The 26,602-nt window shown below is 68.1% G+C and carries 28 protein-coding genes; 14 read left to right on the forward strand and 14 right to left on the reverse strand.

The features are described from left to right. Positions 1-21 precede the first annotated feature (21 nt). The gene (locus ACQPYM_RS27450) at positions 22-771 is read right to left on the reverse strand and encodes an Imm7 family immunity protein (RefSeq protein WP_433005804.1); all 750 of its coding nucleotides are present in this window, start codon (positions 769-771) and stop codon (positions 22-24) included. Between the two features lie 79 nt (positions 772-850). On the opposite strand from ACQPYM_RS27450, the gene ACQPYM_RS27455 reads away from it, so the two are divergent. The 5 genes from ACQPYM_RS27455 to ACQPYM_RS27475 all read left to right on the forward strand — a co-directional run bounded on the left by ACQPYM_RS27455 (position 851) and on the right by ACQPYM_RS27475 (position 8,468). Beyond that, positions 851-1,456, forward strand: coding sequence for a hypothetical protein (locus tag ACQPYM_RS27455; RefSeq protein WP_433005807.1), 606 nt, complete (start codon positions 851-853; stop codon positions 1,454-1,456). A 396-nt stretch (positions 1,457-1,852) separates the two neighbouring features. Next, entirely contained in the window at positions 1,853-2,590 is a 738-nt protein-coding gene (locus tag ACQPYM_RS27460) for an ABC transporter ATP-binding protein (RefSeq protein WP_433005810.1), read from the forward strand. An 81-nt stretch (positions 2,591-2,671) separates the two neighbouring features. Continuing rightward, positions 2,672-5,452 (forward strand): ABC transporter permease, encoded by a 2,781-nt coding sequence (locus ACQPYM_RS27465; RefSeq protein ID WP_433005813.1) that lies wholly within the window; start codon positions 2,672-2,674, stop codon positions 5,450-5,452. Between the two features lie 232 nt (positions 5,453-5,684). Further along, entirely contained in the window at positions 5,685-6,404 is a 720-nt protein-coding gene (locus ACQPYM_RS27470; RefSeq protein WP_433005816.1) for a hypothetical protein, read from the forward strand. Positions 6,405-6,680: 276 nt separating this feature from the next. Then, a complete protein-coding gene (locus ACQPYM_RS27475) occupies positions 6,681-8,468 on the forward strand; it encodes a glycerophosphodiester phosphodiesterase family protein (RefSeq protein ID WP_433005819.1) in 1,788 nt (595 codons plus the stop codon). 118 nt (positions 8,469-8,586) lie between these two features. Here ACQPYM_RS27475 and ACQPYM_RS27480 read toward each other — a convergent pair whose 3' ends face one another. After that, positions 8,587-9,642 carry a carboxylate-amine ligase gene (locus tag ACQPYM_RS27480; RefSeq protein WP_433005822.1) on the reverse strand — a complete coding sequence of 352 codons (1,056 nt, stop codon included), beginning with the start codon at positions 9,640-9,642 and terminating at the stop codon, positions 8,587-8,589. 77 nt (positions 9,643-9,719) lie between these two features. Here ACQPYM_RS27480 and ACQPYM_RS27485 point away from each other — a divergent pair, with 77 nt between their 5' ends. Together ACQPYM_RS27485 and ACQPYM_RS27490 are read left to right on the forward strand one after the other, a co-directional pair. Further along, the gene (locus ACQPYM_RS27485; RefSeq protein WP_433005825.1) at positions 9,720-10,457 is read left to right on the forward strand and encodes a HipA family kinase; all 738 of its coding nucleotides are present in this window, start codon (positions 9,720-9,722) and stop codon (positions 10,455-10,457) included. After that, entirely contained in the window at positions 10,454-10,834 is a 381-nt protein-coding gene (locus ACQPYM_RS27490) for a DUF3037 domain-containing protein (RefSeq protein WP_433005828.1), read from the forward strand. The genes ACQPYM_RS27485 and ACQPYM_RS27490 overlap by 4 nt, the downstream gene beginning before the upstream one ends. On the opposite strand, the gene pgm is transcribed toward ACQPYM_RS27490, so the two are convergent. Both pgm and ACQPYM_RS27500 read right to left on the reverse strand, forming a co-directional pair. Beyond that, complete coding sequence (gene pgm, locus ACQPYM_RS27495; protein WP_433005831.1) at positions 10,831-12,456, reverse strand: phosphoglucomutase (alpha-D-glucose-1,6-bisphosphate-dependent); 1,626 nt, start codon at positions 12,454-12,456, stop codon at positions 10,831-10,833. The two genes, ACQPYM_RS27490 and pgm, sit on opposite strands and share 4 nt — an antisense overlap. Before the next feature lie 63 nt (positions 12,457-12,519). Continuing rightward, positions 12,520-14,022 (reverse strand): fused MFS/spermidine synthase, encoded by a 1,503-nt coding sequence (locus tag ACQPYM_RS27500; RefSeq protein WP_433005834.1) that lies wholly within the window; start codon positions 14,020-14,022, stop codon positions 12,520-12,522. A gap of 145 nt (positions 14,023-14,167) precedes the next feature. On the opposite strand from ACQPYM_RS27500, the gene ACQPYM_RS27505 reads away from it, so the two are divergent. Then, positions 14,168-15,109 (forward strand): hypothetical protein, encoded by a 942-nt coding sequence (locus ACQPYM_RS27505; protein ID WP_433005837.1) that lies wholly within the window; start codon positions 14,168-14,170, stop codon positions 15,107-15,109. Here ACQPYM_RS27505 and ACQPYM_RS27510 read toward each other — a convergent pair. The 4 genes from ACQPYM_RS27510 to ACQPYM_RS27525 all read right to left on the reverse strand — a co-directional run bounded on the left by ACQPYM_RS27510 (position 15,050) and on the right by ACQPYM_RS27525 (position 18,138). After that, complete coding sequence (locus ACQPYM_RS27510; protein WP_433005840.1) at positions 15,050-15,439, reverse strand: MmcQ/YjbR family DNA-binding protein; 390 nt, start codon at positions 15,437-15,439, stop codon at positions 15,050-15,052. The genes ACQPYM_RS27505 and ACQPYM_RS27510 overlap by 60 nt on opposite strands. A gap of 143 nt (positions 15,440-15,582) precedes the next feature. Next, positions 15,583-16,248: a response regulator gene (locus ACQPYM_RS27515; RefSeq protein WP_433005843.1), complete on the reverse strand. Its 666-nt coding sequence runs from the start codon at positions 16,246-16,248 to the stop codon at positions 15,583-15,585. Further along, positions 16,245-17,468 carry a sensor histidine kinase gene (locus tag ACQPYM_RS27520; RefSeq protein ID WP_433005846.1) on the reverse strand — a complete coding sequence of 408 codons (1,224 nt, stop codon included), beginning with the start codon at positions 17,466-17,468 and terminating at the stop codon, positions 16,245-16,247. Before ACQPYM_RS27520 ends, ACQPYM_RS27515 begins: the two co-directional genes overlap by 4 nt. A 52-nt stretch (positions 17,469-17,520) precedes the next feature. Then, complete coding sequence (locus ACQPYM_RS27525; RefSeq protein WP_433005849.1) at positions 17,521-18,138, reverse strand: hypothetical protein; 618 nt, start codon at positions 18,136-18,138, stop codon at positions 17,521-17,523. 212 nt (positions 18,139-18,350) lie between these two features. Between ACQPYM_RS27525 and ACQPYM_RS27530 the strand changes: the two genes are divergently transcribed. Beyond that, the gene (locus ACQPYM_RS27530; protein ID WP_433005852.1) at positions 18,351-18,920 is read left to right on the forward strand and encodes a hypothetical protein; all 570 of its coding nucleotides are present in this window, start codon (positions 18,351-18,353) and stop codon (positions 18,918-18,920) included. Between the two features lie 352 nt (positions 18,921-19,272). On the opposite strand, the gene ACQPYM_RS27535 is transcribed toward ACQPYM_RS27530, so the two are convergent. After that, entirely contained in the window at positions 19,273-19,776 is a 504-nt protein-coding gene (locus ACQPYM_RS27535) for a hypothetical protein (RefSeq protein WP_433005854.1), read from the reverse strand. Between the two features lie 229 nt (positions 19,777-20,005). On the opposite strand from ACQPYM_RS27535, the gene ACQPYM_RS27540 reads away from it, so the two are divergent. The 3 genes from ACQPYM_RS27540 (at position 20,006) to ACQPYM_RS27550 (ending at position 21,326) form a co-directional block, all read left to right on the forward strand. Beyond that, a complete protein-coding gene (locus ACQPYM_RS27540; RefSeq protein WP_433005857.1) occupies positions 20,006-20,467 on the forward strand; it encodes a hypothetical protein in 462 nt (153 codons plus the stop codon). A gap of 21 nt (positions 20,468-20,488) precedes the next feature. Continuing rightward, a complete protein-coding gene (locus tag ACQPYM_RS27545) occupies positions 20,489-20,977 on the forward strand; it encodes an FBP domain-containing protein (RefSeq protein ID WP_433005859.1) in 489 nt (162 codons plus the stop codon). An 82-nt stretch (positions 20,978-21,059) separates the two neighbouring features. Further along, complete coding sequence (locus tag ACQPYM_RS27550; RefSeq protein ID WP_360287199.1) at positions 21,060-21,326, forward strand: hypothetical protein; 267 nt, start codon at positions 21,060-21,062, stop codon at positions 21,324-21,326. A gap of 154 nt (positions 21,327-21,480) precedes the next feature. Here the strand turns inward: ACQPYM_RS27550 and pyrE are convergent, their stop codons facing one another. Then, positions 21,481-21,999, reverse strand: a complete 519-nt coding sequence (gene pyrE, locus ACQPYM_RS27555) for an orotate phosphoribosyltransferase (RefSeq protein ID WP_433005862.1) — start codon at positions 21,997-21,999, stop codon at positions 21,481-21,483. 20 nt (positions 22,000-22,019) lie between these two features. Further along, the gene (locus ACQPYM_RS27560; protein ID WP_433005865.1) at positions 22,020-23,252 is read right to left on the reverse strand and encodes an exonuclease domain-containing protein; all 1,233 of its coding nucleotides are present in this window, start codon (positions 23,250-23,252) and stop codon (positions 22,020-22,022) included. A gap of 216 nt (positions 23,253-23,468) precedes the next feature. Between ACQPYM_RS27560 and ACQPYM_RS27565 the strand changes: the two genes are divergently transcribed. Further along, the gene (locus ACQPYM_RS27565) at positions 23,469-24,131 is read left to right on the forward strand and encodes a DUF6308 family protein (RefSeq protein ID WP_433005869.1); all 663 of its coding nucleotides are present in this window, start codon (positions 23,469-23,471) and stop codon (positions 24,129-24,131) included. Positions 24,132-24,204: 73 nt separating this feature from the next. On the opposite strand, the gene ACQPYM_RS27570 is transcribed toward ACQPYM_RS27565, so the two are convergent. Then, positions 24,205-24,804 carry a hypothetical protein gene (locus tag ACQPYM_RS27570; protein WP_433005872.1) on the reverse strand — a complete coding sequence of 200 codons (600 nt, stop codon included), beginning with the start codon at positions 24,802-24,804 and terminating at the stop codon, positions 24,205-24,207. A 53-nt stretch (positions 24,805-24,857) separates the two neighbouring features. On the opposite strand from ACQPYM_RS27570, the gene ACQPYM_RS27575 reads away from it, so the two are divergent. After that, entirely contained in the window at positions 24,858-25,013 is a 156-nt protein-coding gene (locus tag ACQPYM_RS27575; protein ID WP_433005875.1) for a hypothetical protein, read from the forward strand. Here ACQPYM_RS27575 and ACQPYM_RS27580 read toward each other — a convergent pair. Both ACQPYM_RS27580 and ACQPYM_RS27585 read right to left on the reverse strand, forming a co-directional pair. Next, complete coding sequence (locus ACQPYM_RS27580) at positions 25,010-25,501, reverse strand: metallophosphoesterase family protein (protein ID WP_433005878.1); 492 nt, start codon at positions 25,499-25,501, stop codon at positions 25,010-25,012. The two genes, ACQPYM_RS27575 and ACQPYM_RS27580, sit on opposite strands and share 4 nt — an antisense overlap. Before the next feature lie 36 nt (positions 25,502-25,537). Then, a complete protein-coding gene (locus tag ACQPYM_RS27585; protein ID WP_433005881.1) occupies positions 25,538-26,527 on the reverse strand; it encodes an NAD-dependent epimerase/dehydratase family protein in 990 nt (329 codons plus the stop codon). Between the last annotated feature and the right edge of the window lie 75 nt (positions 26,528-26,602).

Genomic DNA, 26,602 nt, shown 5'->3' on the forward strand with positions numbered 1-26,602 from the left:
ACTGTACCGACCCACCGGACCTCAGAACTCGACTTCGAGCCGGTCCGCCGTCACAGTGAGCACCCCTGCGCCCGCCCGGACCTTGGAAAGCCGTCCGGCCGTGGCAAGCTCCACCAGCACTCCGTTCACGTCCCCCACCACGTGCAGCTCAGTCACCCCACCCCAGCGCAGCACCCCGCGTTGCGGCCCCCCGCCGTACTGCGGATGTCCCGGCTCCAGCAGCCAGTCCACAGTCACCACCGCCGTCGTGCCCCGCCACTCCACCCCGACAGCCGTACTGCGCGCCAGGTCGACGCCGTCGAGCCCAGCAGGCCGACCGACCGCCTCGTAGTACTCGACCCAAGCCTCCAGGGAGTCGCCGGCCTCAGGAGTCCACTCGAGGCTCTCGACCACCGGAACGATCGGCGAGAAGAACGGATCCATCTGCTCCTGCAACCGGCCCCGGATCATCCGAGTCACCCGGTACGCATCGGGCCCAGGCGGCTCTGTCCGCTCGTCGTCCTGCTCGTAGAGCAGCCCCCAGCTCCCCGGCAGCCGCTCGCCTACCAACTGCAGGAGGCCGTGCACGTCAGCACTGTGGGTGCGGAGGTGGTTCGCGTTGCCTGCGATCGTCAGGAAGCGGGCGTAGTTGGGTGCGGGCCACGTGACCTGGATGTTGGTGCCGTCGAAGGTCCGGCAGTAGTCCTGGAGTCCCGCAACGGCCTCCTCTTCGCGATCGTCGTCCGACGCCAGCTCGAACCATCCGTTGACCGTGTACACCAGGTAGATCATTCCAGCCTGCGGTGCGGACGTGGGGGCAACACGTCCGGGTCGGCGTGCGGGGGTGGGGGTGGTCAGGCACCATGGGCGGGTGACCGTTCCTACTCCGCGCCGGCCGATTCTGCCGGGTGCCAAGTTGTTCGAGTCGCTGCCTGGTGCGCACGACCCGGCCGCGGTGGCCGAGGTTGCGCACCGGACCGCGGAGCTGCTCGTCCGTGGCGCCCGGTCCAGCGAGGACGCCGAAGTCATCGCGCGGGTGGTGAAGCTGGCCGACGACTACGGTCTCGACGAGCTGGCCGATCTGTGGTCCGACGCGCCCGCGGACTCGTTGCCCGGCACGCTGTGGCGGCTCTACCTGTTGCGCTCGTGGGTGCACGGCAACGCCGACGAGGTCTCCCGCGAGTACACCTCCGGCCGCAAGTACGCCGAGGTGCACGCGGTGGTGGCCGGCGTCGCCGACCCACCCGGTCCGGCTGAGGTCAGGGACATGGTCGACGCCGTACTGCGGGGCGTGGCGACCGGGGATTTCGCGACCACCCTGGATCGCGCGGCGGCCTTCGCGCGGATCGTCGCAACCGGCCGGGCTCACCTGGCCGAGGACGCCCACGACCAGGTCCGATCGGCATCCCGGCTGGTCGAGATGGCCGACCAGTTGCAGACCGCCGGGCGGGCCGAACGCGCCGGGCAACTCTGGTAGTCCGCCGGCGGTTCTGGACCGGCACTTGCGTCCGCCGAAACCAGGTGGTATCGGCAACCGAAGCGTGAGAAGTCAACAGGACAAGGGGTTTGCCCACCCGTTACACTGATGGAGGTGTCGGGCCGCGGTAGCCCCGGGTCCCAAAATTAGCCGCTACGAGCGGCCACGCGCCGTGAGGCGCTTCCCGGTCCGGCACCAATAACTCTTCTCCCCCGGCGGATTCCGTAGGTTTCTCACCGACCGACCGGCCTCAGCTGTTCACCAGACCCACCCGGCGGATCTCCGGGTCCGGTCGGGGGCATCCCCCTGTCGCTGCCGACTGTTCCAGGAGCAGACTCGGAGCACTATCGACGGCTTCTGGGGGGCCGCTGATCTGCCAGGGAGGGCGATCGGCACATGGATGGACAGCAGACCGTCGTACGCGCGGAGGAACTGCATCGCACGTACGGCGAGGGTGACACCGCGGTCAACGCGTTGCGGGGGGTCGGGGTGGAGATCACCGCGGGGCAACTGACCGCCGTGATGGGCCCGTCCGGATCGGGCAAGTCGACCTTGATGCACATCCTGGCCGGGCTGGACAAGCCGACCACGGGCACCGTCCAGGTCGGCGGTACGGAGATCACCACGCTCGGCGACGACGACCTGACCAAGCTGCGGCGCAAGCACATCGGCTTCATCTTCCAGTTCTTCAACCTGCTGCCGATGCTGACCGCGCGCGACAACATCGTGCTGCCACTGACGATCGCCGGCGAGAAGGCCGATCCGGCGTACTTCGACGAACTGGTCGCCCGGGTCGGCCTGACCGACCGGCTGACCCATCGACCGGCCGAGCTGTCCGGCGGTCAGCAGCAGCGGGTCGCGATCGCCCGCGCGCTGGTGTCCCGGCCGACGGTGATTTTCGCCGACGAGCCGACCGGCAACCTCGACTCGCGGACCAGCAACGAGATCCTGCAACTGATGCGCGGTTCGGTCGACGAGTACGGCCAGACGACGGTGATGGTGACGCACGACGCCAAGGCGGCCGCGATGGCCGACCGGGTGCTCTACCTGGCCGATGGCGTGATCGTGAAGGAGACCGGTCGCACCGATCAGCACGAGATCCTGCAGATCATCGATTCGCTGGACCTGCAGTGACCGGCATCGCAGTACGGGCCGCCGTGCTCGGCATCGCAGTACGGGAGTTGTCGTGATCGGCATCGCAGTACGGGAGTTGTCGTGATCGGCTTCGCGTTGCGCGGTCTGCTGGCCCGGAAGCTGCGCACCGCGCTGACCGCGATCGGGGTCGTGCTCGGGGTCGCGCTGGTGTCGGGTACCTACGTGCTGACCGACTCGATCTCGACCGCGTTCGACACGATCTTCTCCGACACGTACAAGAACACCGACGCGGCGATCACCGGCAAACCGGCGTTCGACGTACCGGCCGACGGGACGGTGCCGGCACCGTCGTTCGACGAGTCGCTGCTGGGCACGGTCGCCAAGCTGCCAGAGGTCGGAGTGGCCGGCGGCGCGGTCTCGGGCGAAGCGCAGCTGATCGGCAAGGACGGTAAGGCGATCGTCTTCGGCGGCGCGCCGAACCTGGGCTTCAGCATCGATGGGGAGCACCCGGAGTTCAACACGCTCGCGCTGGTGAAAGGCGACTGGCCGGGACCGGACCAGGTCGTGATCGACACGCAAACGGCCTCGAAGAAGGGCTTTGCGGCCGGCGACCTGATCGGTGTCCAGGCTCGCGGTCAGGTCCAGCAGCTGCGGATCTCCGGACTGGTCGAGTTCGGTTCGGTCTCCTCGATCGGGGGCGCGACGCTGGCCGGCTTCGAGTTGCCGACCGCGCAGCGACTGCTCGACAAGCAGGGCAAGCTGGACCAGATCGTGTTGAAGGCCAAGAGCGGCACGTCTCCGCAGCAGCTGATCGAGGCGGTTCAGAAGACTCTGCCCGAAGGTACGCAGGTCCGGTCAGCCGATGACCAGGCTGCCCAGGACGCTGCGGGCACGAGCGAGTTCCTGACCTTCTTCCGGACCTTCCTGCTGGTGTTCGCCGGCATCGCGCTGTTCGTCGGCTCGTTCGTGATCGCGAACTCCCTGTCGATCACGATCGCGCAGCGGACCCGCGAGTTCGCCACCCTGCGCACGCTCGGTGCTTCGCGGCGCCAGGTGATGAACTCGGTGGTGCTCGAAGCGCTCGCGACGGGTGTGGTGGCCGCGGTCGCCGGGTTGTTCCTCGGGTTGGGCATCGCCACCGGGTTGTTCAAGATCTTCGACGCGGCCGGGCTGACGCTGCCCAACAACGGCCTGGTCTTCCGCCCTCGGACGGTCATCGTCGCGTTGGCGGTCGGCGTACTGGTGACACTGCTCGCCAGCCTTCGTCCGGCTTGGCGAGCTACGCGAGTACCGCCGATCGCGGCTGTCCGCGAAGGCGCGAAGCTGCCGCCTGGACGTTTTCAGCGCTATCGGGCGCTCGGCGCGGTTCTGCTGACCCTCGCCGGGATCGCGCTGGTGGTGGTCGGGTTGTTCGTCGATGGGTTGAGCACCGGCAATCTGCTGGCTGCGTTGGCGATCGGCGTACTGCTGATCTTCATCGGGATCGCGCTGTTCGCGGCAAAGCTGGTGCGTCCGCTGGCGGCTGCGTCCGATCCCGTCGCGCGTGGGTCGGTCCTCGTTTTGAGCATCTTGGCCTGGCCGCTGTTCTCCTTGCCGTACTGGCTGCTGCGCCGCGGGTATTGGGGGCCGGGGTCGACGGGGAAGCGGGTCGGCGGGTTCGTGCTGGGCGCAGTACTGAATCCCGTGCTGCTCGTGATCGTCACCGCGATGGCCGTACGCCGGAAGGCGAGTTCGTGGCAACCTGAGTGGCCCGCGGAGTTCCCCGGCGTACTGACCGATCGGCCGGCGGCCGGAATCGGTGGGCAGAACAGCAAGCGCGATCCGCACCGGACCGCATCGACCGCTGCCGCGCTGATGATCGGTCTGGCCCTCGTCACCCTGGTCGCGACGCTCGGCGCGGGCATCATCAAGCCGTTCGAGGACGCGGTCGACCGGATCTTCAGCGGCGACTACGCGGTCGCGGCACAGAACAACTTCAGCCCGCTGCCGCCGACTGTCGCCGCAACGGTTGCGAAGGTGCCGGGCGTCGAGGCGACGTCGAGTGTCCGGGGCGGACAAGGCCGGGCGTTCGACGAGACGATCCCGATCACGGCGGTCGATACGCAGGCGCCGACCGTGCTCAGCTTCGACTGGCAGAGCGGGTCACAGTCGGCGCTCGGGGAGCTGGGCGCTGATGGGGCGATCCTCGACGAGGAGTACGCCGAGAAGCACGACCTGCGACTCGGTTCGCAGTTCGCGCTGACGACTGTCACGGGTCGTACGTTGCAGTTGACCGTGCGCGGCATCTTCAAGCCGCCGGCGGGTGGTTCTCCGTTCGGCAACGTGACGATCTCGACCGCGACGTTCGACGCGACGAACCCTCAGCCGTTGAACATCTACACCTTCCTCAAGATGGACGGCGGCGTCACGCCCGCGAACACGGCGGCCCTCGAGTCGGCGCTGGCCAGCTTCCCGAACGCCAAGGCGCAAACCCGCGAGCAGTTCAAGGCCGCGCAGTCGGACGGCATCAAGGGCCTGCTGAACGTGCTCTACGTACTGCTCGCGCTGTCGATCCTGGTCAGCCTGTTCGGCATCGTCAACACGCTCGTGCTGACCGTTTTCGAACGGACTCGCGAGCTCGGCATGCTGCGCGCGATCGGTCTGACCCGGCGGCAGGTGAAACGGATGATCCGGCACGAGAGCGTGATCACCGCTCTGATCGGCGCACTGATCGGAATCCTGCTCGGCCTCGGCTTGGCGTCCCTGCTCGCCGCTCGCCTGGACGAGATCAGCTTCGCCGTCCCCACCGGCCAACTCGTCATCTTCGCTGTCGTCTCAGTCGTCGTCGGCATCTTTGCCGCCATCTGGCCCGCCCGCCGAGCCGCCCGCCTGAACCCCCTGGAGGCCTTGCAATACGAGTAGTTCTGCTCAGGATCGGTGATCCACGGCGGTGTTAGCTTCAGTGCCCCGCACCGGAAGTTGTTTGAGTGATTGCGGTGTCCAGGTGCGTGCATCGCGGTGCTTGAGGAGGGTCCTCGATGCGGAGCATCGTGGATGCTCGTCAAGTGCCGCGAGGTGCGTGCCTGGGCGCCGCAAGCGCCAAAGAACTTCCGGTGCGGGGCACTTACTCCCCTGACCGATTTGAGGAGCAGCCGTGGTTCGCCGATCGCTTGTCCTGGCCGCCGTTCTGGTGCTGATCACCGGGTGTTCGACGGTCGACTCGGCCGACATCGACACGTCTGGAATCACCGCAAACCTGCTGGTCACCGTGCCGGACGGTACGACGACTGCCGAGGTCAGCGCTACCTTGCGGGTCGGCACGATGACCTACGTCGAGCTCGGCGGCGGGGAGAAGATCAGCGCGTCCGGTGGTGGTCACACCGCGACGCTCAAGCGCGGCAAGCTCGCCGGCGCGACCAGCTACACCGGCCGCCTCGACGGGGCCTGCACCGCGGGTACGGAGATCACCTTCGCCCTGGAGCGCGACGGAGGCAAAGCGTCTGCGCCGACGTCCGTGGTGAAGATCCCCGAACCCATCCGGCTGACAGCCCCGGCCGCCGGCGCCCGCATCTCCCGGCAATCTGATCTCGTACTCCGGTTCGCCGCGGCCGCCGACGGCGGCGTGCTCAGTTGGGCCGGACCGTGCGTCCAAGGCGGAAGCGTGACCCTCGAGGGTGGGCGCACCTCGGCGACGATCAGCCGCGGCACGATCCGGGCACTGCCCACCCCCACGCCGAACGCCGAGGCCACCGTCAGCTGTGAGCTCATCCTCACCCTGACCCGGCGGTCCGACGGCACCCTGGACAAGACGTTCAAGGACGGGTCCGTGGCAGCGGAGATCCAGACGGTCCGCCAGGTGGTCACGGCACCCTGAGTAGGCGAGGGGTCACCAATCGGCCTCTTTTCGGCTACCTTCACGAGGGCCGGGGTATCCCCGAGCGGGAGATCATCGGTCGGCGTCTCGTGTCGGAGGTTGCGTTAGCGATAGCGGTGTTCAGGTGCGTGCATCGCGGTGGCGGAGGAGCGGCGTCGATGCTTTTCCATCATTGCCGTTTCTCCGCTGCCGCGAGGTGCGTGCCTGGGCGCCGGTAGCGCAACGCAACCTCCGACACGAGACGCCTACGCCCTGCCCCTACGAAAGGGAACCCTCATGCGCCGCCTCCCCCGCGCGCTGCTTCCGCTTGCCCTCGCTGCCGGTCTGCTCGGCCAGACGCTCGTCGCCGCCCCCGCCGGAGCCGGCCGGGGCCGTGAGTTCGACGTCCAGGCCCACCGTGGCGGTCTCGGGCTCACTGTGGAGAGCACGATCGCGTCCTTCTCGCACGGCCTCGAGACCGGCGTCAGCACGCTCGAGCTCGACGTCCAGATCACTGAGGACGGCCACGCGGTCGTCACCCACGATCGCAAGGTGTCCGGCAACAAATGCAAGGACACCGCGCCCTACACGCCCGGCGACCCGGAGTACCCGTACGTCGGCAAGTTCGTCAAGACGCTGAGCCTGAAGCAGGTCAAGCAGCTCGACTGTGGTTCGCTGACCCAGCCCGCGCACCCCGGCCAGACGCCTGACCCGGGCGCCCGGATGCCCGAGCTGCGCGACATCTTCGACCTGGTCCACCGGTTCCGCGCCCACCACGTGAAGCTGAACATCGAGACCAAGGTCGAGGCCGGCGCTCCGTCCGAGACCGCGCCACGTGAGCAGTTCGTCCAGGTGGTCGCCGCCGAGATCCGCAAGGCCCGGATCAGCCGTCAGGTGACCATCCAGAGCTTCGACTGGGGCGCTCTGATGCGGATGCGCCAGGTCGCGCCGGAGCTGCCGATCGTCGCGCTGACGAACTACGACTTCCTGCAGACGGGTCGGCCGGGCAAGTCGCCCTGGCTGGGTGGTCTCGACATCGACGATTTCGGCGGCGACCTGGTGAAGGCGACCGCGTCGTTCGGTGCCGACGCGATCTCACCCGTGCACGGCTTCCCGCAAGACGGGAAGGTGACGGATCCGGCGTACCGGCCCTATGTCACCACCGAGATGGTCCGGTCGGCTCACCAGGCCGGTCTCAAGGTGGTCCCGTGGACGGTCAACGACCCGGCGACCATGCAGTCGCTGATCGGCAAGGGCGTCGACGGGATCATCACGGACTACCCGGATCGGTTGCGGACGGTCGCACGATCGAACGGGTTCCGGCTGCCCACGGCGTACGAGGCTCCGGCGGTCCGTGCGCTGCCGTCGGCCCATGCTCACAACGACTATGAGCACCGGCGGCCGTTGCAGGACGCTCTCGACCGTGGCTTCAACAGTGTCGAGGCGGACGTCTGGCTGGTGAAGGGTGAGCTCCTGGTCGCACACGACCTCGAGGACGTCGTACCGGGTCGCACGCTCGAGAGCCTCTACCTGAAGCCGCTTGCCGAGCGGGTCCGCGACAACCACGGGCAGGTGTACCGGCGCGGCCGGGACTTCCAGTTGCTCATCGACATCAAGAGCGACGGGCCTACCACTTATGCGGCGATCGACGTAGTACTGCGCAAGTACCGCGGCATCAGCACCATCTTCGCCAACGGGCGCACCTACCGAGGCGCCGTCACGTCGGTGATCAGCGGCAACCGTCCACTCGACGTGTTGAAGGCACAGAAGGTCCGGTACGCCGGGTACGACGGCCGGCTCGCGGACCTGAACTCCAAGCTGCCTGCGTCAGTGATGCCGCTGGTGAGCGACAACTGGACGAAGAACTTCACCTGGACCGGTGTAGGCCCGTTCCCGGCGACGGAACGCGCCAAGCTGCACCAGATCGTCACCACTGCCCACCACGCCGGCTACCGGGTCCGCTTCTGGGCCACCCCGGACACCCCGGGCGCCGGGCGGGAAGCCCTCTGGTCCGAACTCACCGCCGCCGGCGTCGACCACGTCAACACCGACGACCTGCACGGCCTGGAGGAGTTCCTCCGCTAGCTAGACCTTCACCTCGAACAGGCGGGCGGTCGGCTCAACCAGTACGGGGAGCCGACCGCCCACCGCGAACTCGCGAGCAGCAGTGCCCACCACGGGATCTCGCTGGCACCGCAGAAGACTAGTCGGTGACCGCTGTCAGCGCGACGATGTCTTCACCGGCGGCGAAGGCCTTGCGTTGCTTGAGGGCGCCGTTGCCTTCGCGGAGTACCTGCTGGATGGTTTCGGCGACCATGTCCGCTTCATCCAGCTCTTCGAGCGCCCCATGGACATGCCGTTGCAGCAAGCCGAGTAGCTCGCCCAACGGGAGCGGCTTGGCTTTCAGGACATCCAGGCCGTTGCCGCTGATGCCATCCCGGGCCGCCAGCCAGTACGCCGCACGCAGTACGGCGGGCTCGAGTTTCGGTCCGCGACCGCCGTCTTCCATTGCTGTCATGGCCAGTGCGCGGATGAGCGTCGCCAGCAGCACTGTCTCGTCGACGGTCAGCGGGATGTCACTGATCCGTACCTCGACCGTCGGCAGGTGACTGGACGGCCGGACATCCCAGTAGACCATCCGCTCGTCCATGATGGCGCCAGTCGCGATGTGCATGGCGACCAGGGCTTCGTAGTGCTCGGCGGACTCGAAGTACGGGGGCGGGCCCGAGCAGGGCCACCGGGACCACATGATCGATCGCCAACTGGAGAAGCCGGTGTCCGAGCCCAGATAGACGGCACTGTTGGCCGTCAGCGCCAGCAGGACCGGCAGCCACGGCCGCAGGTGATTACTGATCCGCACAGCCGCTTCCTTGTCCGGTACGCCGATGTGCACGTGGCAACCGCAAACCGCCTGCTCCCGGGCCAGCAAGCCGTAGCGGGCGGCCATCTCCTCATAGCGCGGCTTGTGGGTCACCAACTGTGCTGCCACCCCACCAGGAGGCGCCGCGATCGCCAGTAGTCGCGCACCTTCCGCCGCAGCCGACTCTGCAAGCTTCGACCGCGCCCAGGTCAGCTGGAGCCGCAACTCGTCGGACGTCTGGCACACAGGCGTGTTGATCTCCACCTGGGCCCGCGTGAGCTCCAGCTCGACGTCTACTCCGTGTGTCCCCTCGACGACGGCCTTACTGCGCGGCAAAGGGGCACCACCGGCCGAGACCAGCAGCAACTCCTCCTCGACGCCCATGGACGGGTGCTTCAAGGTTTCTCCTCTTTCTCGGCTGCCATCGAGGTACCCGGCCCCTGGATGGCGGAAACTGGGGCACTAGGCTCTGCCGGGTGAGTCTGCCGATGGTCACCGCCACCAGGTATGTGCTGCCGTTGCGCGAGGGCGGCTCGCTCCCGGGTGTTGTCGAGGGCAACGACCTTGGCACCTACGTGCTCAAGTTCCATGGCGCGGGTCAGGGTCCGAAGGCGCTGGTGGCCGAGGTCGTCGTCGGCGAACTGTTCCGCCGGCTGGGCCTCCGGGTCCCCGAGTTGAAGCTGATGGCGCTCGACCCGGCGATCGGCAAGTCCGAGCCCGACGAGGAGATCCAGGACCTCCTGCTGCGCAGCGCCGGGCTGAACCTCGCCGTCGACTTCCTGCCCGGCTCCTTCGGGTACGACGGCTCCAGCGGCAAACCCGATGAGGCGACCCAGGCGAAGATCCTCTGGCTCGACGCGTACGTCGCCAACGTGGACCGTTCCTGGCGCAACACCAACCTGCTGGTCTGGCACAAGGAACTCTGGCTGATCGACCACGGAGCCGCGTTGTACTTCCACCACTCCTGGATGTCCGCCGAGAAGTTCACCGGGCTCGCGTACGACGCCCAGGATCACGTGTTCCGCGACGTTGCGCCCGCAGTACCGGCTGCGGATGCCGAACTGGCCGCGACGATCACGCCGGAGCTCCTGTCCGAAGTGGTCGCGTTGGTGCCGGACGAGTGGATCGATGAGGGCGATCGGGAGCGGTACGTCGGTCATCTGACCGCCAGGCTCGCGGACCGGTCCGCATGGCTGCCGGGTGGTGCACGGTGAACCTGGTGCCCTTCGACTACGTCATCCTGCGCGCCGCACCGCGCATCCACCGCGGCGAGTTCGTCAACGTCGGCGCGGTGCTCTACTGCCGCTCACTGGACTTCCTGGGCGCGTCCTGGGACGTCGACCCGCTCCGCCTGCGCGCACTCGACCCAGCGGTCGACGTGGACGTCGTCTGCGCGTCACTGGAGCACATCCGCGCGATCTGCGCAGGCGATCCGGAGGGCGGGCCGGCCGCCGCGACCAGGATCGGCGAACGGTTCCGGTGGCTCGCGGCGCCGCGCAGTACGGTCGTCCACCCCGGCCCGATCCACAGTGGGCTCACCAACGACCCCGCTGCGGACCTGGACCGGCTGGTCGACGCCTTCGTGCGTTAGCTTTCCAGGGCGGTGGAAACCACGTCGCGGGCCTCGGCGAAGACCTCGGCCAGGTGGTCTTCACCCTTGAACGACTCGCCGTAGATCTTGTAGAGGTCCTCGGTGCCCGACGGCCGGGCGGCGAACCACGCCGACTCGGTGGTGACCTTCAGCCCACCGATCGCCGCGCCGTTGCCGGGCGCGCTGGTCAGCCGGTCGAGGATCGGCTCACCGGCCAGCTTCGTCGCGGTCACGGCGTCGGCCGAGAGCCCGGCCAGCTTGGCCTTCTGCTCGCGACTGGCCGGCGCATCAACACGGCTGTACGCCGAGGCGCCGAACTTCGACACCAGCTTGGCGTGCGCCTGCGACGGCGTCTCGCCCGTCACTGCGGTGATCTCGCTGGCCAGCAGGGCGAGCAGGATGCCGTCCTTGTCCGTCGTCCAGACCGTGCCGTCGAATCGCAGGAAGCTCGCGCCCGCGGACTCCTCGCCACCGAAGCCGACCGAGCCGTCGATCAGGCCGGGCACGAACCACTTGAAGCCGACCGGCACCTCCCAGAGCCGCCGGCCGAGATCACCGACCACGCGGTCGATCAGCGAGGACGAGACCAGCGTCTTGCCGACCGCGACCTCGGGACCCCACTGCCGGTTCGCGAACAGGTAGGAGATCGCCGCGGCGAGGTAGTGGTTGGGGTTCATCAGCCCGGCGTCGGGCGTGACGATGCCGTGCCGGTCCGAGTCCGCGTCGTTGCCGGTGGCCACGTCGTAGCGGTCCTTCTGGGCGACCAGCGACGCCATCGCGTACGGCGAGGAGCAGTCCATCCGGATCTTGCCGTCGTGGTCCAGCGTCATGAACGACCAGGCCGGGTCGACCCGTGGGTTCACCACGGTCAGGTCGAGCCGGTGCCGCTCCGCGATCGCGGCCCAGTAGTCCACGCTCGCGCCACCCAGCGGGTCCGCGCCGATCCGGACTCCGGCCGCCCGGATCGCGTCGAGGTTGAGCACGGAGGACAGATCGTCGACGTAGTGACCGAGGAAGTCGTACTCCTCGGCCTGCGCCCGCGCCGCCTCGAACGCCGTACGGCGGACTTCGCGGTTGCCGCCGGCGATCAGCTCGTTCGCGCGGGCCGCGATCCAGCCCGTCGCATCCGAGTCGGCCGGTCCGCCGTGCGGCGGGTTGTACTTGATCCCGCCGTCCCGCGGCGGATTGTGGCTCGGCGTGATGACGATGCCGTCGGTACCCGCACCGGCACCGCGGTTGAGCCGCAGGATCGCGTGCGACACGGCCGGCGTCGGGGTCAGCCGGTCCGCGCTGTCCACCAGCGTCTCGACGTTATTGCCCGCCAGCACTTCGAGTACGGTCCGCCACGCGGGCTCCGAAAGGGCGTGACTGTCCCGCCCGACCAGCAGAGGACCAGTGGTCCCCTCCCCCGCGCGGTACTCGCAGACGGCCTGCGTGATGGCAAGGATGTGCGCCTCGTTGAAGGCACCATCGAGGGACGATCCGCGATGCCCGGACGTCCCGAAGACGACCTTCTGAGCGGGGTTGTCGACATCCGGCGTGATCCCCTCGTACGCCGCGAGCAACGCGTCGACATCGACGAGATCCTCGGGCTGAGCGGCCTGTCCTGCGCGTGGGTGCATATGCACATGCAACAAGCCTTCGGCCCTGATCACAACTCCACCCGTGGCGCGGCTCGCCCGGTGCTAGTTCGCGGCGGGGGTGAGCAGTTGATCTACTGGCGCGTAGTCATCGGTGAGCAACGGCGCATCGCCGATGAACTGCCTGAGGGCCGCGGGATCGTCGAGGTAGCCGTCGGCGCCGTACCGCCGGCGGATCGCCGTACCGGGCAGGGGCTGGTCGGCGGCCACCAGGACGAAGTTGCCGCCGGTCCTTCCGGCCAGCGCGGAGGGCTCCGCGATCACGCCGACGTACGGAAATTCCGCCGCGATCGTGCGGATCCCGGCCTTCACGAAGGCCTGCGGACCGAAGTCGATGATGTTCGCGAGGTAGAGCCCGTCCGGCTCGAGCACCCGCCGGATGTCGGCAACGATCTCCCGCGTGGTCAGATGCCACGGCACCGCGACCCCGCCGAACGCATCCATCACGATCAAGTCCCGGCTGTCGGTCTGCTCGGACCGGACGCCGAGCCGCCCGTCGCGGACCCGCAGATCGAGGTGAGGACCCGGTCTGGCCCCGAGCTCGGCCTTGTCGAGCTCGATCACGCCGGGATCGATCTCGTAGACCTTGTTCCCGGTCCCCGGCCTGGTCGCCGTCAGGTAGTGCGGCATCGTCAGACCGCCACCGCCGATGTGCAGCACCTCCAGCGGCGACTTGTCCGGCCACCTGGAGTCGATGGCGGCCGCGAAGTTCTTCGTGTACCCGAACTCGAGATGGGTCGGATCGTCGAGATCGACATAGGAGTGGCGAAGCTGGTCGAGGTAGAGGATCCGCCCGCCGGCCCGTTCCGGGTCATGGACCACCCGCGCGCAGTGGTACGCCGTCTCCACCTCGCACGGCCGCGGTGCGGCCACGGTCAGACCGGTGCCGATCAGCGCCAGGACCAGCGGACGGGCGGCCGCCTTCAAGCCGCGGAAGTAGACCGTCAGGACCGCGCCGGCGACGACCAGCAGACCGCCGAGGCACAAGACGATGACGCTGGTCGGGACCTGGGCCACGAACACGAACCCGGTCAGCACGGTGCCCACGATCGCGCCGACCGTGGCCCACGCGGACAGCCGGCCGACGACCGTCCCGGTCTGGGCCAGCGTCGACAGCCGCAGTTTGGTCACCATCGGCGTCACCGCGGCCAGCAGCGCGGCCGGCAGGAACAGGGCCGCGGCGACGACCAGGAAGACCAGGTCGGCGCCGCCGCCACGAACCGTCTCGCCCGTCCAGCGCACCGCCGGCAGAATCAGCAGCACCAGCGCACCCGCAGACATCACGATCGGCCCGAGTGTCCGAGTGGGCGGCATCCGGTCAGCCAGCCGGCCACCCATCGCGGCACCGGTGGCGATGGCTGCCAGGGCGACACCGATGACCGCTGTGTTGGTTTCCAGCGTCAGGCCCAGGTAGGGCGCCACGAGGCGCAGGGCCACCAGCTCGAGCACCAGAACGGCTGCAGAGCTTCCGAACGCCAAGGCAATGGCGATCTTGCCACTGACCCCTTTGGCAGGTGTTTCGTGGGCGATCTCTTCTGCAGCATCCACCGCGCCACCCTACCGACCGAGCAGCCGGCCGGCCGCAGAGCCGGCGGCCGAGGTTCTCGTGGAAACCTGGGGATTGTTCCAACCGATCGACTTTGCCCTGTGGATAAAGGAAAAACAGGGCGTGGAGGCTCGTACCTTTCCTGGCATGAGCAAACGAATCGTCACCTTCTGCGCAGACCAGATCAACGCGTCCGGACCGCTGACCCCCGACGACCTCGGAGCGAGGGTGGCGGGCGCGGGCCTGACCAAATCCGGCAACCCGGCAGCCTCCGTCCGTACTGCGCTGCGCCAGTCACCCGTGATGGTGCAGCTGCCCGACGGGCGGTTCGACAGCGCGCGGCGGATGCTGGACGGCGCTGCCCTGACTCATCGGGTCCGCTACGCCACCAAGGGCCGGCCGATCCTCTTCGCCGGGCCAGAGCTGGCGCTGCTGGACCAACTGCTCGTGCACGAAGGCTCGCTGCCGTTATCGACCGGCGGGGCGATCAGTTCGTCGTACGGCGAGTTCGGCGGCTGGCATGGCCCACCCGACTGGCTTCCGGACGTGCGTGCCGACGCGCTCCTGGCCTTCCGGCTCCGGAACGGGTACGTATCGATCGAGCCGGTCCTTGACGAGCCGTCGCTGTCGAGCCCGGCGACCGAGCGGCTCCGCGTCCTGCTGAGACGCTACCTGCGCTCAGACGACGGACTGAGCCAGCGGCAGAGTCAGTTCACCCTCGGAGCGGTGATGCTCCGTGCCCTGGCCGAGATTCCCGATCTCCTGATCGAGCCACTGCCACCACTCGACGAGGTGCTGCAACTGGGCAGCGAACGCTGGGGCCGCGGCTGGGCCGTCGAGGCGGCCGACACAGCACCGAGCGGCCAGCAGGTCGTGCTCGAGGATCTGCCTGCCGGTTTGGTGTCCGCCTTGCATCGGGATGCGCGGAACCTCGGGCTCAGCCTGGGTGAGCTCACGGTCCTGCTGCTGTCCGCGGCGACGTACCGAACCGCCATGCCCTGCCGTCACGACACGGAAGCGGCCTGGCTGTCAGCTCCCGCCACCGGCCGCGCGTTCAGCGGCGGCCTCGTCGAGCCGAGCTACCAATGACTTGGGGGCGACCTGCCGGTAGGCGTCCTCGACGAGCTCGGCGAGATGGCACCAGTCGACTCCGGGCACGTCCAGGTAGACACCGAGCCAGCCGCGGTGACCGACGTACGGCGGGCGGAAGAAGTGCTCCGGGTCGCTGGCGATCAGTGATTCTTGGCTGCCTGCTGGGGCTGCGCACCAGAATCCTGTCCGGTCGTCGTGATGCTGATCGGCGAACATCACGAACGTCTTCTTGTCCCGGACGAACCAGGTCGGCTCACCGTGACTCAGCCGTTCGGTGGTCTCCGGCAGCGCGAGGCACAAACCTCGCAACCGTTCGAGCGCGTCCATTCCTGCCTCCTGTTCCGGTTGCTGCTCCGGTTCCGGTTCCGGTTCCGGCTCCTGTTCCAATTCCGGTTGCGGCTCCGGTTCCGGTGTCAGGTCCGGTTCCGGTGTCAGCTCCGGTTCCGGTGGCGGCTCCGGCGAGCTGGCGTTCAGCGGCGTGGACCGGGGGCGACCACACCGGCTTCGTAGGCGTAGACCACCGCCTGGGCGCGATCGCGCAGGTCCAGCTTGGTGAGGATCCGGCTGACGTGAGTCTTCACCGTCTGCTCGGCGAGCACCAGACCGGCGGCGATCTCGCGATTGGACTGGCCCCGTGCGATCAGCCGCAGTACGTCGGTCTCGCGCGGAGTGAGGCCGCCGGCGGTGGCCGGCAGGACCGGTCGCACCTTGGCGAAGTCCTCGACCAGCCGGCGCGTGATCGAGGGAGCCAGCAGCGCGTCGCCGGCCGCGACGATCCGGACCGCGGCGGCGAGCTCGTCCGGGGAGGAGTGCTTCAGCAGGAACCCACTGGCCCCGGCCCGCAGTGCGTCGTACACATACTCGTCGAGATCAAAGGTGGTGAGCACAATGACACGAGGCGGCTCACCCGGAACAGCGTCGGCCAGAATCCGCCGAGTGGCCTCAAGCCCGTCCAACACAGGCATCCGAACATCCATCAGGATGACCTCGGGCCGAAGATTCGCTGCCAACTCGACCGCCTCCGCCCCGTCGCCCGCCTCCCCCACCACCGTCAGATCCGCGTGGGCATTGAGCAGCGCAGCAAACCCCGCACGAACAACCGCCTGGTCATCCACAACCAGCACCGAGATCGTCATCGCATCTCCTCGCCTTTCAACGGGATCACGGCCTCCACAACAAACCCGCCATCCCCGGTAGCTCCGGCACGGAACCGCCCACCCAACAACCCCACCCGCTCCCCCATCCCAACCAGCCCATGCCCACCCCCCTGCCCAGCCACCCCCTCCGAAGAAGCAACTTGCGAAGGCACGGCGCCGTTCACGACCTGCACGATCAACCCGTCGCCGACCTCCCCGCCTTCGCCGGCATCCTCTGCCCGCCCCACTCGAACGCTCACCTCGACCGTCGCACCCGGCGCATGCCGCACCGCGTTGCTCACCGCCTCCTGCACCACGCGGTACGCAGTCAGCTCGATCGCGGGATCCAGCTCCGCCACCGGCTCGACCTCCAACCGCACATCCGCGCCAGCCCGCCTGGTGCCGGCAACCAGCTCCTCCAGATCGGCCAACCCAGGCTGCGGCCCGAGCTCATTACTCGGTTCGCCGCTGCCCGGATCCTCCCGTAGCAAGCGCAGTACCCGTCGCATCTCCGTCAACGACGACCGAGCATCCTCCGCGATCCCCGCAAACTCTTCCCGAGCAGCCTCCGGCAGATCAACCACACGATGCGGCGCACTGTCGGCCCGAACCACGACAACCGATAAATGGTGCGCAACGACGTCATGCAACTCCCGCGCGATCCGAGCGCGTTCCTGCCATCGAGCACGCTGCGCCCGCTCGGCCGCACTGATGCTCTCTTGCTCGACCAGTTGCTGCCGGGCCTCAGCCCGCGACCTCAACAAGTCCGCGACCATCACGGCCACAGCCGAGAACACAGCCATGGTGAGCAGCCCCGGCCATGACCCACGATCCGGCGCCAACACCATCCCGATCACACCGACCGCTTGCGTCGCGACCCACCAACCGGCCAACTCCCGCCGCGACGCACCACGAGCGCCGACGATCGCCAGTACTGCGGAGTGCCCGAAGACTCCCGTCACCGGCCACGGCCACGGTTCGCCCGCGTTGATCGGGACACAAACCGCGGCGGTCAGCGCAGAGGTCGCCAAGGAAACCGGCAGAGCTCCGCCGGGCCTGAGCCAGACCAACGCCAAACTCAACGCCCGCGCCACTCCCAAGCCGAGCGCGGCCCCGATCGGCAGCCGGTAATGCTGGGCGAGGTCAGCCGTGGTCAGCACCAGCAGCGCCACCACCCCGACGGTCGCGCCAGCCCGCCCGGCCGGCCATCTCGAGCTCATCTCTCGACCTTAATGACAAACCAGCTCTTCCCCGGTTGACCGCGCAGCGGACTCACAGCTGCTGAATCCACGAAGAGAACAGGAGGGCACCCAGGACAGCGAGCAGAATAGTTGCCGGTAGCACCAATCGTGAGGTGCCCGAGCCGTATAGCCGGCGGATCATGGCGGCCTGCACGAGTGCCAGTCCCCGCAGGACGAACGGCAACCCCACAATGATCGGCACGGCGACCACCGCATGCACGGCCCAGGCGCCTGCCTTGGTCGGACCACCCCACGTGCCCGGCCCGACCGGCCCGGTCTCGACGAAGCCATAGAACGGACCCCGCACCACCGCGACCACGAGGAGCATCAGCAGGAACCAACTCAACAGTCCCAACGCCAGGCTCACCAGAGAGCTGAAGACGACACTCGCAGCACCCGGCCTACGCCACCTGATCGGATCCGGCGAGCCCTGGAAACGGGCCAACCGTCGCCAGGTCCGGTGCACCGTGTCCGCGCGCCCGAGCAGCGAGTTTCCGATCGCCAACAGCCCCGCCGGAACCAGCGCGACGGCGTACCCGATGGAGCGGACCAGCCGCGCCGGGCAGCGGATCAGCCGCGTTGTCAAGGACCCGCGCCCGGATAGCGGTCCGTCCGCCGTACGAGCCGCGCTTCGAACTGTGTCCGTCATCGTCGCCTCCTCAGTCTCAGTAACTGAGATCGAGCCTAGAAACGAGCGTGCGGACAGGCATCCGGCCATGGAGCCAGATCGCATCCCCTACCCGGGTAGGGGATCGACTGTGACCCACGTCACAGTGACCACGGTGCGTGTCTCAGCGTTACACGGTCAGTGCCGGAGGAGGCGCGAGCGGCAGTGCCGCGCCGACAGGAGGTTCGGACAACATGCGCATTCAGAACCTGGCGGTGACCGCCACGCTGGTCCCGGTCCTGATGCTCGCGGGCTGCGGTGAGGACAAGTCGGCCGACGTAGCCGCTTCGTCGCCGGGCGCCCACAAGGCGATCAAGCCCAGCCTGACCGAAGCGGTCGCCAACGGCACCCTTCCGGGAGCCGACGCACCGCCTTCGGACGACCCGGTCATCAATGCGTACTACAACTACCGGGTCGCGTTCGACGCGATGATGCGCAGCGGCGGCCGCTCGACCGAGCAACTCGCTCCGGTGATGACGCCGGCGATGTTCACGGCGATCAGCCAGCAGGCGAAGTACTACCGGACCAAACGCCTTCACAACACCGGCCTCACCAAGGTCCTGTGGGCCAAGCGCGTCCTGCACGCGAAGGGCGTCCTCGTCCGCGCCTGCTACGACACCAAACAGGCCCGCACAGTAGACAGCAAAGGCCGCAGCGTCCTCCCAGCCAACACCCCCACCCGCTGGCTGGACCAAATGCGCATAGAACAAATCCAAGGCCGCTGGGTAGTAGACGGCGGCAGCACCACCCCCCAAGCCTGCTAACCCCGCACCAACCACCCAACGGTCACCCCAGCACCACGAACACCACCGACCGTTCCATCTGCATCCGCACCCGGCGACCGGCCCCAGCCGCAACACCCCACCCGCACCCGCACCCTGCGACCGGCCCAGCCACAGCCCCACCGACCATCCCCATCCCCGCCGGCTGGACCGCCTCGGCACCCGCACCACCCCGGCAGGACCTACACCGGGACCGCATCACCCCCGAACGACTCCGCACCGCCGTCCTTCCAGGACACACCTCGCGGCTCGGAGCCAACTCACAGCGCGGAGAGCATCCCTTGCCCTCCGCGCTGTCTGTTGTCCGGAGCAGCCGACCAGGGCTTATGGGAGGTCAGGCGTGGCGGGTTGATTGTTTGAGGAGGGATTCGACTGCTTCGTGGAGGGCGGCGTCGTCTGAGGGGCCGGACCAGACGATGACTCGTGCTTTGTCGCCGAGTTTCGCGGCGACCAGCTCCTGGGCGGGGGTCGGATCACCTTGGTTGAGCAGGACGACCAGTCGGCGGCCGTCGCGTTGCAGCCGGTCGAGCAGGGGCGGCAGCGTCGAGCCGCGGAACAACCCGGGGTCGCTCTTCACCTTCGTCTCGATCATCACGCCGCGACCGCGAACCACCAGCAGGAAGTCCGCGCGATCCCGGGTGAACTCGCGATCGTGATAGACCCGCGCCTTCGGCCAGAGTCGCCCGAGCGCGGCATCCACCTCGGCGTCGTACCGGGTGGACAGCCGGCTGATCTTGGAGCTCGTCCCGCGCGGGCGGAACTCCTCCGGCGCGCGCAACCCTCGGCGCCTGCGCCGGAGCAACGGCCGGAGCCAGCGATACAGCCTCGTGTCGATCATCGGCGGACCCCCTGGACCCGACGCAGGGCACGGCACCCGGCACTGATCTGAAAGCTTCCCAGCACCGGACGTGACCAACCACCGCCGGACCGGATTCGCCGCGATTGTGACACCATTGCGACGATTCAGCCGCACTGTGCAACATCGAACCACCGAAACACCTCTCGCAGAACCGGTCTATACCGCACAATCGTGGTGTGCCGGATGCCGTCGGCCACGAGGAGGTTCCGTGAGTTCGACGCAGCGGAAGGTCCACTTCAAGTCGGCCCCCAGCGAGGTCTACCGAGCCCTCAGTACTCCGCTCGGCCGGTCGCGGTTCTGGGCCGACTCGGCCAAGGAGACCGACGGGATGATCCATTTCATCCTCCCCGGCGGCAGGACCGACGACGCGCCGATCGAAGAAGCCATCAAGGACCACCTGTACCGCGTCCGCCTCCTCGGCGAGCGGCTCACCTTCAGCCTCGCGTCGGACGGGACTCGCGGTACCGACCTGACCCTCAGCCACGAAGGCGACCCAGACCCGGTCGCCTGGATCTCCCTGCTGCTGCGCCTCAAAGCACACGTCGACTTCGGCGACGACCTGCGGAACCACGATCCCCACCGCGTTAGGACTGCATCGACGGTTGCTAAGGGCAACGAATTATTCGGTTGCGGCGGCCAGCGGGCCTGGGGTTGGCTGGATACGACCTGACAGGAAGACCGGAGGAGCATCGTGCAACCGCTCAGTGCGGACGAGATCAAGGGCAGTTTCGTCAACTCGTCCAAGAGCCTGGTGAAGGCGATGACGCTGCCGCGTGACTTCGGCGAGCTGCCCTGGGAGAGCCTGGACTACCTCGGCTGGCGGGACCCGAAGGCGCCGGCCCGCGGCTACCTCGTCGTACCGCGAGCGGACGGCCTCACCGGGATCGCCGTCAACACGGCGGCCACGGGCAAGCCGCGTCGCGGTACCGGTCTGTGCGACCTCTGCCACACCGCACACCAACTCACCGACGTGTCGCTCTTCGTCGCCCGCCGAGCCGGAGCAGCGGGCAAGGCAGGCAACACCGTGGGCACCTACATCTGCGCCGACCTCGCGTGTTCCCTGTACCTGCGCGGCCTCCGCGACCCCGAAGTCCCGCAAGGCGAGACCGCCGGGCCGGAAATCCGGTCCGAACGGCTGACCGAGCGGCTCGAGACGTTCGTCGGGCGGGTACTTATTTGACGAAGTCCGAACCTGCCACAGCCGACTCGGGGCACTAGGCTGAGCGACAGGTCACGGGTAGGCCGTCAGAGAAAGGGTCGCGATGTCGGAGTTCAGAATCACTCATGAGGTTCACGAGGTCCACCCGGACATCCGCGAGAAACTCACGACCACGACGATCAACGCGATCAACGAGTCGAGCTCCCGCTCCGCCGCAGACGCCGCCCTCGTCCTGCGCCACAAGCTCGGCGAGATCGGCGTCCACATGAGCGAAGAAGCCTGCCTCTCCGCCGTGGAACGCATCCGCTCCGGCAAAACCCTCCGCTTCGAAATAGAACGCGAAGACGGCCAAACAGACATCCACGAATAACCCCATCCCCGCCGCCTGAGGCGCGTACGCCGCGCGGCACACGCACGCCCGCGCAGGCGCTGGGGAGTCCGTCGGGTTTGGCTGGGGCGGCGTGCCATCGCGGGGGTGGGTTGCTTGTTGGTGAGGGCGACGAGCACGGCTGGCGGCGTACGGGTTAGGGGTGGAGGGTTGCGGGTGTCAGTAGGGGGATGAGGGTTAGGTGGGCTGCGGTCAGGGCCTCTCGGGCGCCTTGTTGGCGGTCTATTACGCAGAGGGCGTGGGTGATGTTAGCGCCGAGGGCTCGTAGTTCGGCGGTGGAGAGGACTATTTGGCCGCCCTTGGTGACTACGTCCTCGACGATCAGGACGTGGCGGCCGGCGACCTCCGCGCCTTCGGCCAAGCGGCAGGTGCCGTAGGTCTTCGCTTCTTTTCGTACGAAGGCGCACGGGAGACCGGTGTGTCGGCTCAGTGCGGTCACCACTGGGATGCCGCCCATCTCCAAGCCGGCCAGTACTTCGGTCTCCGCGGGAACGAGTGGGGCCATCGCCTCGGCGACCGCGTCCAGGAGCACGGGGTCGGCCTCGAAGCGGTACTTGTCGAAGTAGGTCGTCGACCTGATGCCCGACCGTAGTACGAACTCACCGGTCAACTGAGAGGTCTCTTGGATCCTTTGTGCCAGCTCCGCAATCTCCACGCCCGCACCCTATCCGGGTGTCAGCCGGCCTTTTGCTGGTTGGTGTTCGGGAGCATGCGGGTGAAGTCCTCGACGGCGATGATCGGTACGCCGAGCGACCGTGCCGCGCGCGCCTTGACCGAGAGGCTGTCGACGTCGGCCGCGACCACGAAAGTGGTGTCCGGTCGCACCGCCTCCTGCGGAACAAACCCAGCGACCACCGCGCGGTCCCACCAAACCTCGCGCGGCTCGACCATGTCCCCGGTGAACACGAGGCTGCTGCCCGGTGGGAATCCCGTAGAGCCAGGGCGAGCCGGTACGACGTACCGGCCGTTGCTTGCCCGGAGTAGGGCGTCGTCGACGTCGACGGGGCGTTGGCCGAGCATTGCCGCGACTCGGTCGAGGTCGTGGCGCTCTTCGGGGGTGATCGAGCCGCCGCTCCACAGGGCGTCCGCCAGGTCGGTGACGTAGACCTGATGGAGTTCGTCGACTTGCGAGCGGGTGAGACCGAGATCCGTCGCGACGTGCACGAGCTGGTCCGCCTCGGCTTGGTTGATATCGCGGTCGGCCAGGATCATGTCGAGGACGGCCAGGTAAGAGTCGGCCTGGGGCGGATCCGGTACGCGCGGCAACTGATCGACCAGCCGGCTCATCCAGCCGTGCCGGCCACTCGCGTGCACAGGCCGAACGGTTGGCACCCCATGAGCACCAGGCAGCGCCGGCCAGCGCAGTCCCCTGATCTCCTCATAAGCCCACTGCCAAGGCGGCGGCGACGGGAACGCGCGGAGGTAATGGCTGAAGAGTTGAGCGGTGGCCCGAGTGTCCGCGAGCGCCGAATGCCAACCCTCGAGTGGAATCCCGGCTGCCGAGCAGCACGCGCCCAACGTCCGTTTGGCCCGCGGATACAGGTAGCCGGCGAGCGCCATCGTGCACATCGAACGCTCGGTGATCAGCGGCACCGTGACCCCGAGCCGCGCGAACTCCGCCCGCAGGAACCCGAGATCGAACTCGACGTTGTGCCCTACCACCATCCGCCCGGCCAGCAACTCCCCCAGCCGCGCCGCGACGTCCTCGAACTGCGGCGCCGCCAGCACGTCGGCGGTCAGGATCCCGTGGATGTGCTGCGGCCCGAGATCCCGCTGCGGATTGAGCAGCGTCACCCATTCCTGCTCGAACCGCCCGTGCGCGTCGAGCAGCACCACGGCGATCTCGATGACCCGATGCCGATGACCAGGCGACAGGCCAGTGGTCTCGGTGTCGATGACGGCGTACATCCGGCGCCTCCTCCAGCTCCGACCACTGCTCCGACTACTGCTCTGGCCACTGCTCCGACGATGACCTGCAACCTGTGACTACCCAATCACCCGCCACCGACAATTTCCGGCGCCACCGCCAACTCGATGTAACGACCGGCCGGATCCCCTCGATAGGCCGGGTGGAAGCGCGGGGGGAAGCCGGAAGGCGCCGCGGCCGTTCATTGCGGGGGGATCATGCAGCTCACCATCGACACCGGCCTGTCCACCAGACTGCTGCGGATCGTCGCGGATCCACAGGCCGTCGACGACCTCCGGACGTTCTACCAGGAAGGTCCGCCGAGCACCGGCCACCCGGGCCGCTGGTTCGAGCAGATCGGTACGCCGGAAGAGCAGGACCGCAACCGCGACCGGCTCACCGCGGACGACATCGTGGCGTTGTCGGCGCTCAACATCCGGCTGCCGATCACGGTCTCGGCCCGGCTGCTCGGCCCGGATGCCGCCGAGATCAGCGAATTGCTGACAACGATTCCAGCCGACGCCGATCTGTGGGCCGTTCCGCGATCCGAGCTGAGCCCGCGCTCGCCGGCGTACCGGTTGTTCACGAAGTTCCGGGCGATGGCCTGGAATGGTGGTGAGCACGGGACGGCCGGCGTCACGGCGAGCAAGCTGCTGGCCCGCAAGCGGCCCCGGCTGATCCCGATCTACGACCACCAGGTCAGCCAGCTGATCGATCTGGGCAAGGGCGCGAGCTGGTGGATCTCGTTGCAGGAGGCGCTGACCGCCGAGGTCCGCGACCATCTCGAGCGCGCCCACGAGGTCGCGGAGCTCGGCCCGAGGATCACCGTGCTGCGCACCCTCGACGTGATCCTCTGGATGCGCGCCCGCCACACTGGCTGACCACACCACGGACAGCTGACACCAGCACCGCCGCACCGCCGCACGCTGACGCCAGCACGGCCCCAAGCCAGTACTACGCCGCCGGCACGTCGACCGCGATCTCCTCGCCCAGCTTCGCGCCACCGATGAGGTCGAGGTCGTCACCACTCCAGAACCGCCCGGGGTCGTACCAGTTGGGCCGCCGCCCGGCCGGCAGCAACCCCATCTCCTCATACGTCACGGCCACCACCTCAGCGCAGTATGCGCTCTCCAGCTTCAGCTCCCGCTCCCCCTTGCGGAACTGCGGGATCCGCCCACGCACCCACCGCGACGCGAGCCGGGCGGTCGACGGGAACGGCGTCCCGTCGAGGCGCGCCACAGTCCGCAGTACTGCGTCCTCGGTCGCCCTGGTGATCGGGTACTCGAGCTGCCGCAACCAGGCCCGCTGACCGTACTTCTGCGACCACGTCAGCACCGCATCCCGCAGATCATGCAGCTGTACGCCGCGCTGGTGGTTGCCGGTCCACACGTCGGGCAGCGAGCGGCCGAGCTCGGCGTGCCACATCAGCGGTGGCAGGTCCTCGAGCACGATCGCCATCCCGACGTGGTTCACCGGGCTGTTGGTGGTCAGCCGGATCGCGCGATCGGCCGCGCTCTCCCCGCGGAACAGCCAAATGTCACCCGTTCGAGTCAATTCCGTAGCGTCATCCAGTGATATCTGTGTCTCCACGTCGCTAGGTTAGTGACATGAAGGTATGGAAGGTCGTAGGACTGGCTGGGCTCGTCGGAGTCGCCGCGACGGGCGTCGTGATCGCGCGGGACGAGCGGAAGCGCCGCGCCTACTCACCGGAAGAGGTTCGCAACCGGATCAAGACCCGGGTCAAGGAAGCTGCCAACGCCTAAAGGTTGTGCAGCACGACGTCTGTCAGGCGGCCTGACTCGATCACGGCCGTCTGGTAGGTGCAGTGCGGCTGGCGCCTGCGGTCCGTCGGCGAGCCCGGGTTGAGCAAGCGCAGCCCGCGCGGCGACGTGGTGTCCCACGGGATGTGGCTGTGCCCGAAGACGAGCAGATCCACGTCCGGGTAGGCACGCTCACACCGCTCCTCGCGGCCCTTCGCCTGTCCGGTCTCGTGCACCACCGCGACGGACAGGCCATCCAGTGTCTCCCGGGCGACTTCGGGCAACCTTGCCCTGAGCAACGGCCCGTCGTTGTTGCCCCAGCACCCGATCAGCCGGTTCGCGCGCTCGGTCAGTTCGCCAAGCAGGTCGACGCTGACCCAGTCGCCGGCGTGGATCACCACGTCCGCCTCGTCGACCGCCGCCCAGACCGCGGCGGGCAGCTTCTTCGCGCGGACCGGCAGGTGCGTGTCCGAGATCAGCAGCAACCGCATGCGAGCTAGTCTCCCACGACCCGCCGATCAGGCGTGTTACTTCGGCAGCGACTTGATCAGCTCCTGCTCGCGGCCAAGGCTCAGGCCCGCCTTGCGTTCGCGGTCGAGACCGAGTTCCCGTTCCCAGGCCAAGGTGTCGACCACGAACTCGCGTCGCGGCCGGTGCTTCAGCCCCGCAGAAAGGGCTGCTGCGCCGCTGCGGTTCGCCCAGCCTTCGTAGCCGGGCTCTGTCAGCCACATCGTGAGCGACTCCGGTCCCATGTACTGCTCGACCTTCTGCTCCTCCAGCCACTCACGCGGCGCGAGCACCACTGGCCCGGTATGCCCACCCACCTCGCGCGCGAGCTCCACCCACTCACCGAACGGCACCACCGGGCCGTACGCGTCGAAGGTCCCGGTCTTGCCCTTCACAGCGCAGTCCAGCAGCCAAGACGCGAGATCCCGTACGTCGATCACCGACGTCGCGAGCTCAGGTGTGTCCGGCACCAGCAAGGGCTCCTCGGGCGCACGCGCGGCGCGAGCCACCCAGGCGCCAGCACGGTCGCTCCTGTCCCCCGGCCCGCCGATCAGGCCGGCCCGGGCGATCACCAGCCGATCCCCGACCGCTTCGACCGACGCCAGCTCGCAGGCCACCTTGGCCTCGCCGTACAACTCCCGATCCACGACATCCTGATCGGTTGCCTCCCGCAACGGCTCGGACTCGTCAGCACCCGGTACGTCGAACTTCTCGTAGGCGTTGCCGGACGACACATAGGTCCAGTGCTTCGCCTTCGCCCCGAGCGCACCGAGCGCCTCCCGGACGAACCCGGGCTGCCACGACACCTCGAAAACCGCGTCCCAGGCCTTGTCCCGTACTGCGTCGTACGCATCCGGCCGGCCGCGATCGGCGGCAACCAGGGTCGCGCCCTCCGCCACGCCACCACTCTCGCCGCGCGCGAGACAGGTGACCGCATGTCCCCGCGCGAGCGCCTGGGCCGAGAGCTCGCGCCCGACGAACGCCGTACCACCAAGAATCAGAATGTCCACCAGGTCAGCCAATCAGCCCGCGGGGACAAAACCCAGCCGCTCTGCCAGGGGCAGACAAGCACGCTTCGTGGCCCG

This window comes from Kribbella sp. CA-294648, from assembly GCF_050943845.1.
In the GTDB taxonomy this organism is placed as follows: Bacteria; Actinomycetota; Actinomycetes; order Propionibacteriales; family Kribbellaceae; genus Kribbella.

What these genes read in the sequence shown, in the direction of transcription:
- ACQPYM_RS27450 (WP_433005804.1), bottom strand. Translation starts at nt 771, where the DNA reads ATGATCTACCTGGTGTACACGGTCAACGGATGGTTCGAGCTGGCGTCG.
- ACQPYM_RS27460 (WP_433005810.1), top strand. Translation starts at nt 1,853, where the DNA reads ATGGATGGACAGCAGACCGTCGTACGCGCGGAGGAACTGCATCGCACG.
- ACQPYM_RS27475 (WP_433005819.1), top strand. Translation starts at nt 6,681, where the DNA reads ATGCGCCGCCTCCCCCGCGCGCTGCTTCCGCTTGCCCTCGCTGCCGGT.
- pgm (WP_433005831.1), bottom strand. Translation starts at nt 12,456, where the DNA reads ATGCACCCACGCGCAGGACAGGCCGCTCAGCCCGAGGATCTCGTCGAT.
- ACQPYM_RS27505 (WP_433005837.1), top strand. Translation starts at nt 14,168, where the DNA reads ATGAGCAAACGAATCGTCACCTTCTGCGCAGACCAGATCAACGCGTCC.
- ACQPYM_RS27510 (WP_433005840.1), bottom strand. Translation starts at nt 15,439, where the DNA reads ATGGACGCGCTCGAACGGTTGCGAGGTTTGTGCCTCGCGCTGCCGGAG.
- ACQPYM_RS27515 (WP_433005843.1), bottom strand. Translation starts at nt 16,248, where the DNA reads ATGACGATCTCGGTGCTGGTTGTGGATGACCAGGCGGTTGTTCGTGCG.
- ACQPYM_RS27520 (WP_433005846.1), bottom strand. Translation starts at nt 17,468, where the DNA reads ATGAGCTCGAGATGGCCGGCCGGGCGGGCTGGCGCGACCGTCGGGGTG.
- ACQPYM_RS27525 (WP_433005849.1), bottom strand. Translation starts at nt 18,138, where the DNA reads ATGACGGACACAGTTCGAAGCGCGGCTCGTACGGCGGACGGACCGCTA.
- ACQPYM_RS27530 (WP_433005852.1), top strand. Translation starts at nt 18,351, where the DNA reads ATGCGCATTCAGAACCTGGCGGTGACCGCCACGCTGGTCCCGGTCCTG.
- ACQPYM_RS27535 (WP_433005854.1), bottom strand. Translation starts at nt 19,776, where the DNA reads ATGATCGACACGAGGCTGTATCGCTGGCTCCGGCCGTTGCTCCGGCGC.
- ACQPYM_RS27550 (WP_360287199.1), top strand. Translation starts at nt 21,060, where the DNA reads ATGTCGGAGTTCAGAATCACTCATGAGGTTCACGAGGTCCACCCGGAC.
- ACQPYM_RS27560 (WP_433005865.1), bottom strand. Translation starts at nt 23,252, where the DNA reads ATGTACGCCGTCATCGACACCGAGACCACTGGCCTGTCGCCTGGTCAT.
- ACQPYM_RS27565 (WP_433005869.1), top strand. Translation starts at nt 23,469, where the DNA reads ATGCAGCTCACCATCGACACCGGCCTGTCCACCAGACTGCTGCGGATC.
- ACQPYM_RS27575 (WP_433005875.1), top strand. Translation starts at nt 24,858, where the DNA reads ATGAAGGTATGGAAGGTCGTAGGACTGGCTGGGCTCGTCGGAGTCGCC.
- ACQPYM_RS27580 (WP_433005878.1), bottom strand. Translation starts at nt 25,501, where the DNA reads ATGCGGTTGCTGCTGATCTCGGACACGCACCTGCCGGTCCGCGCGAAG.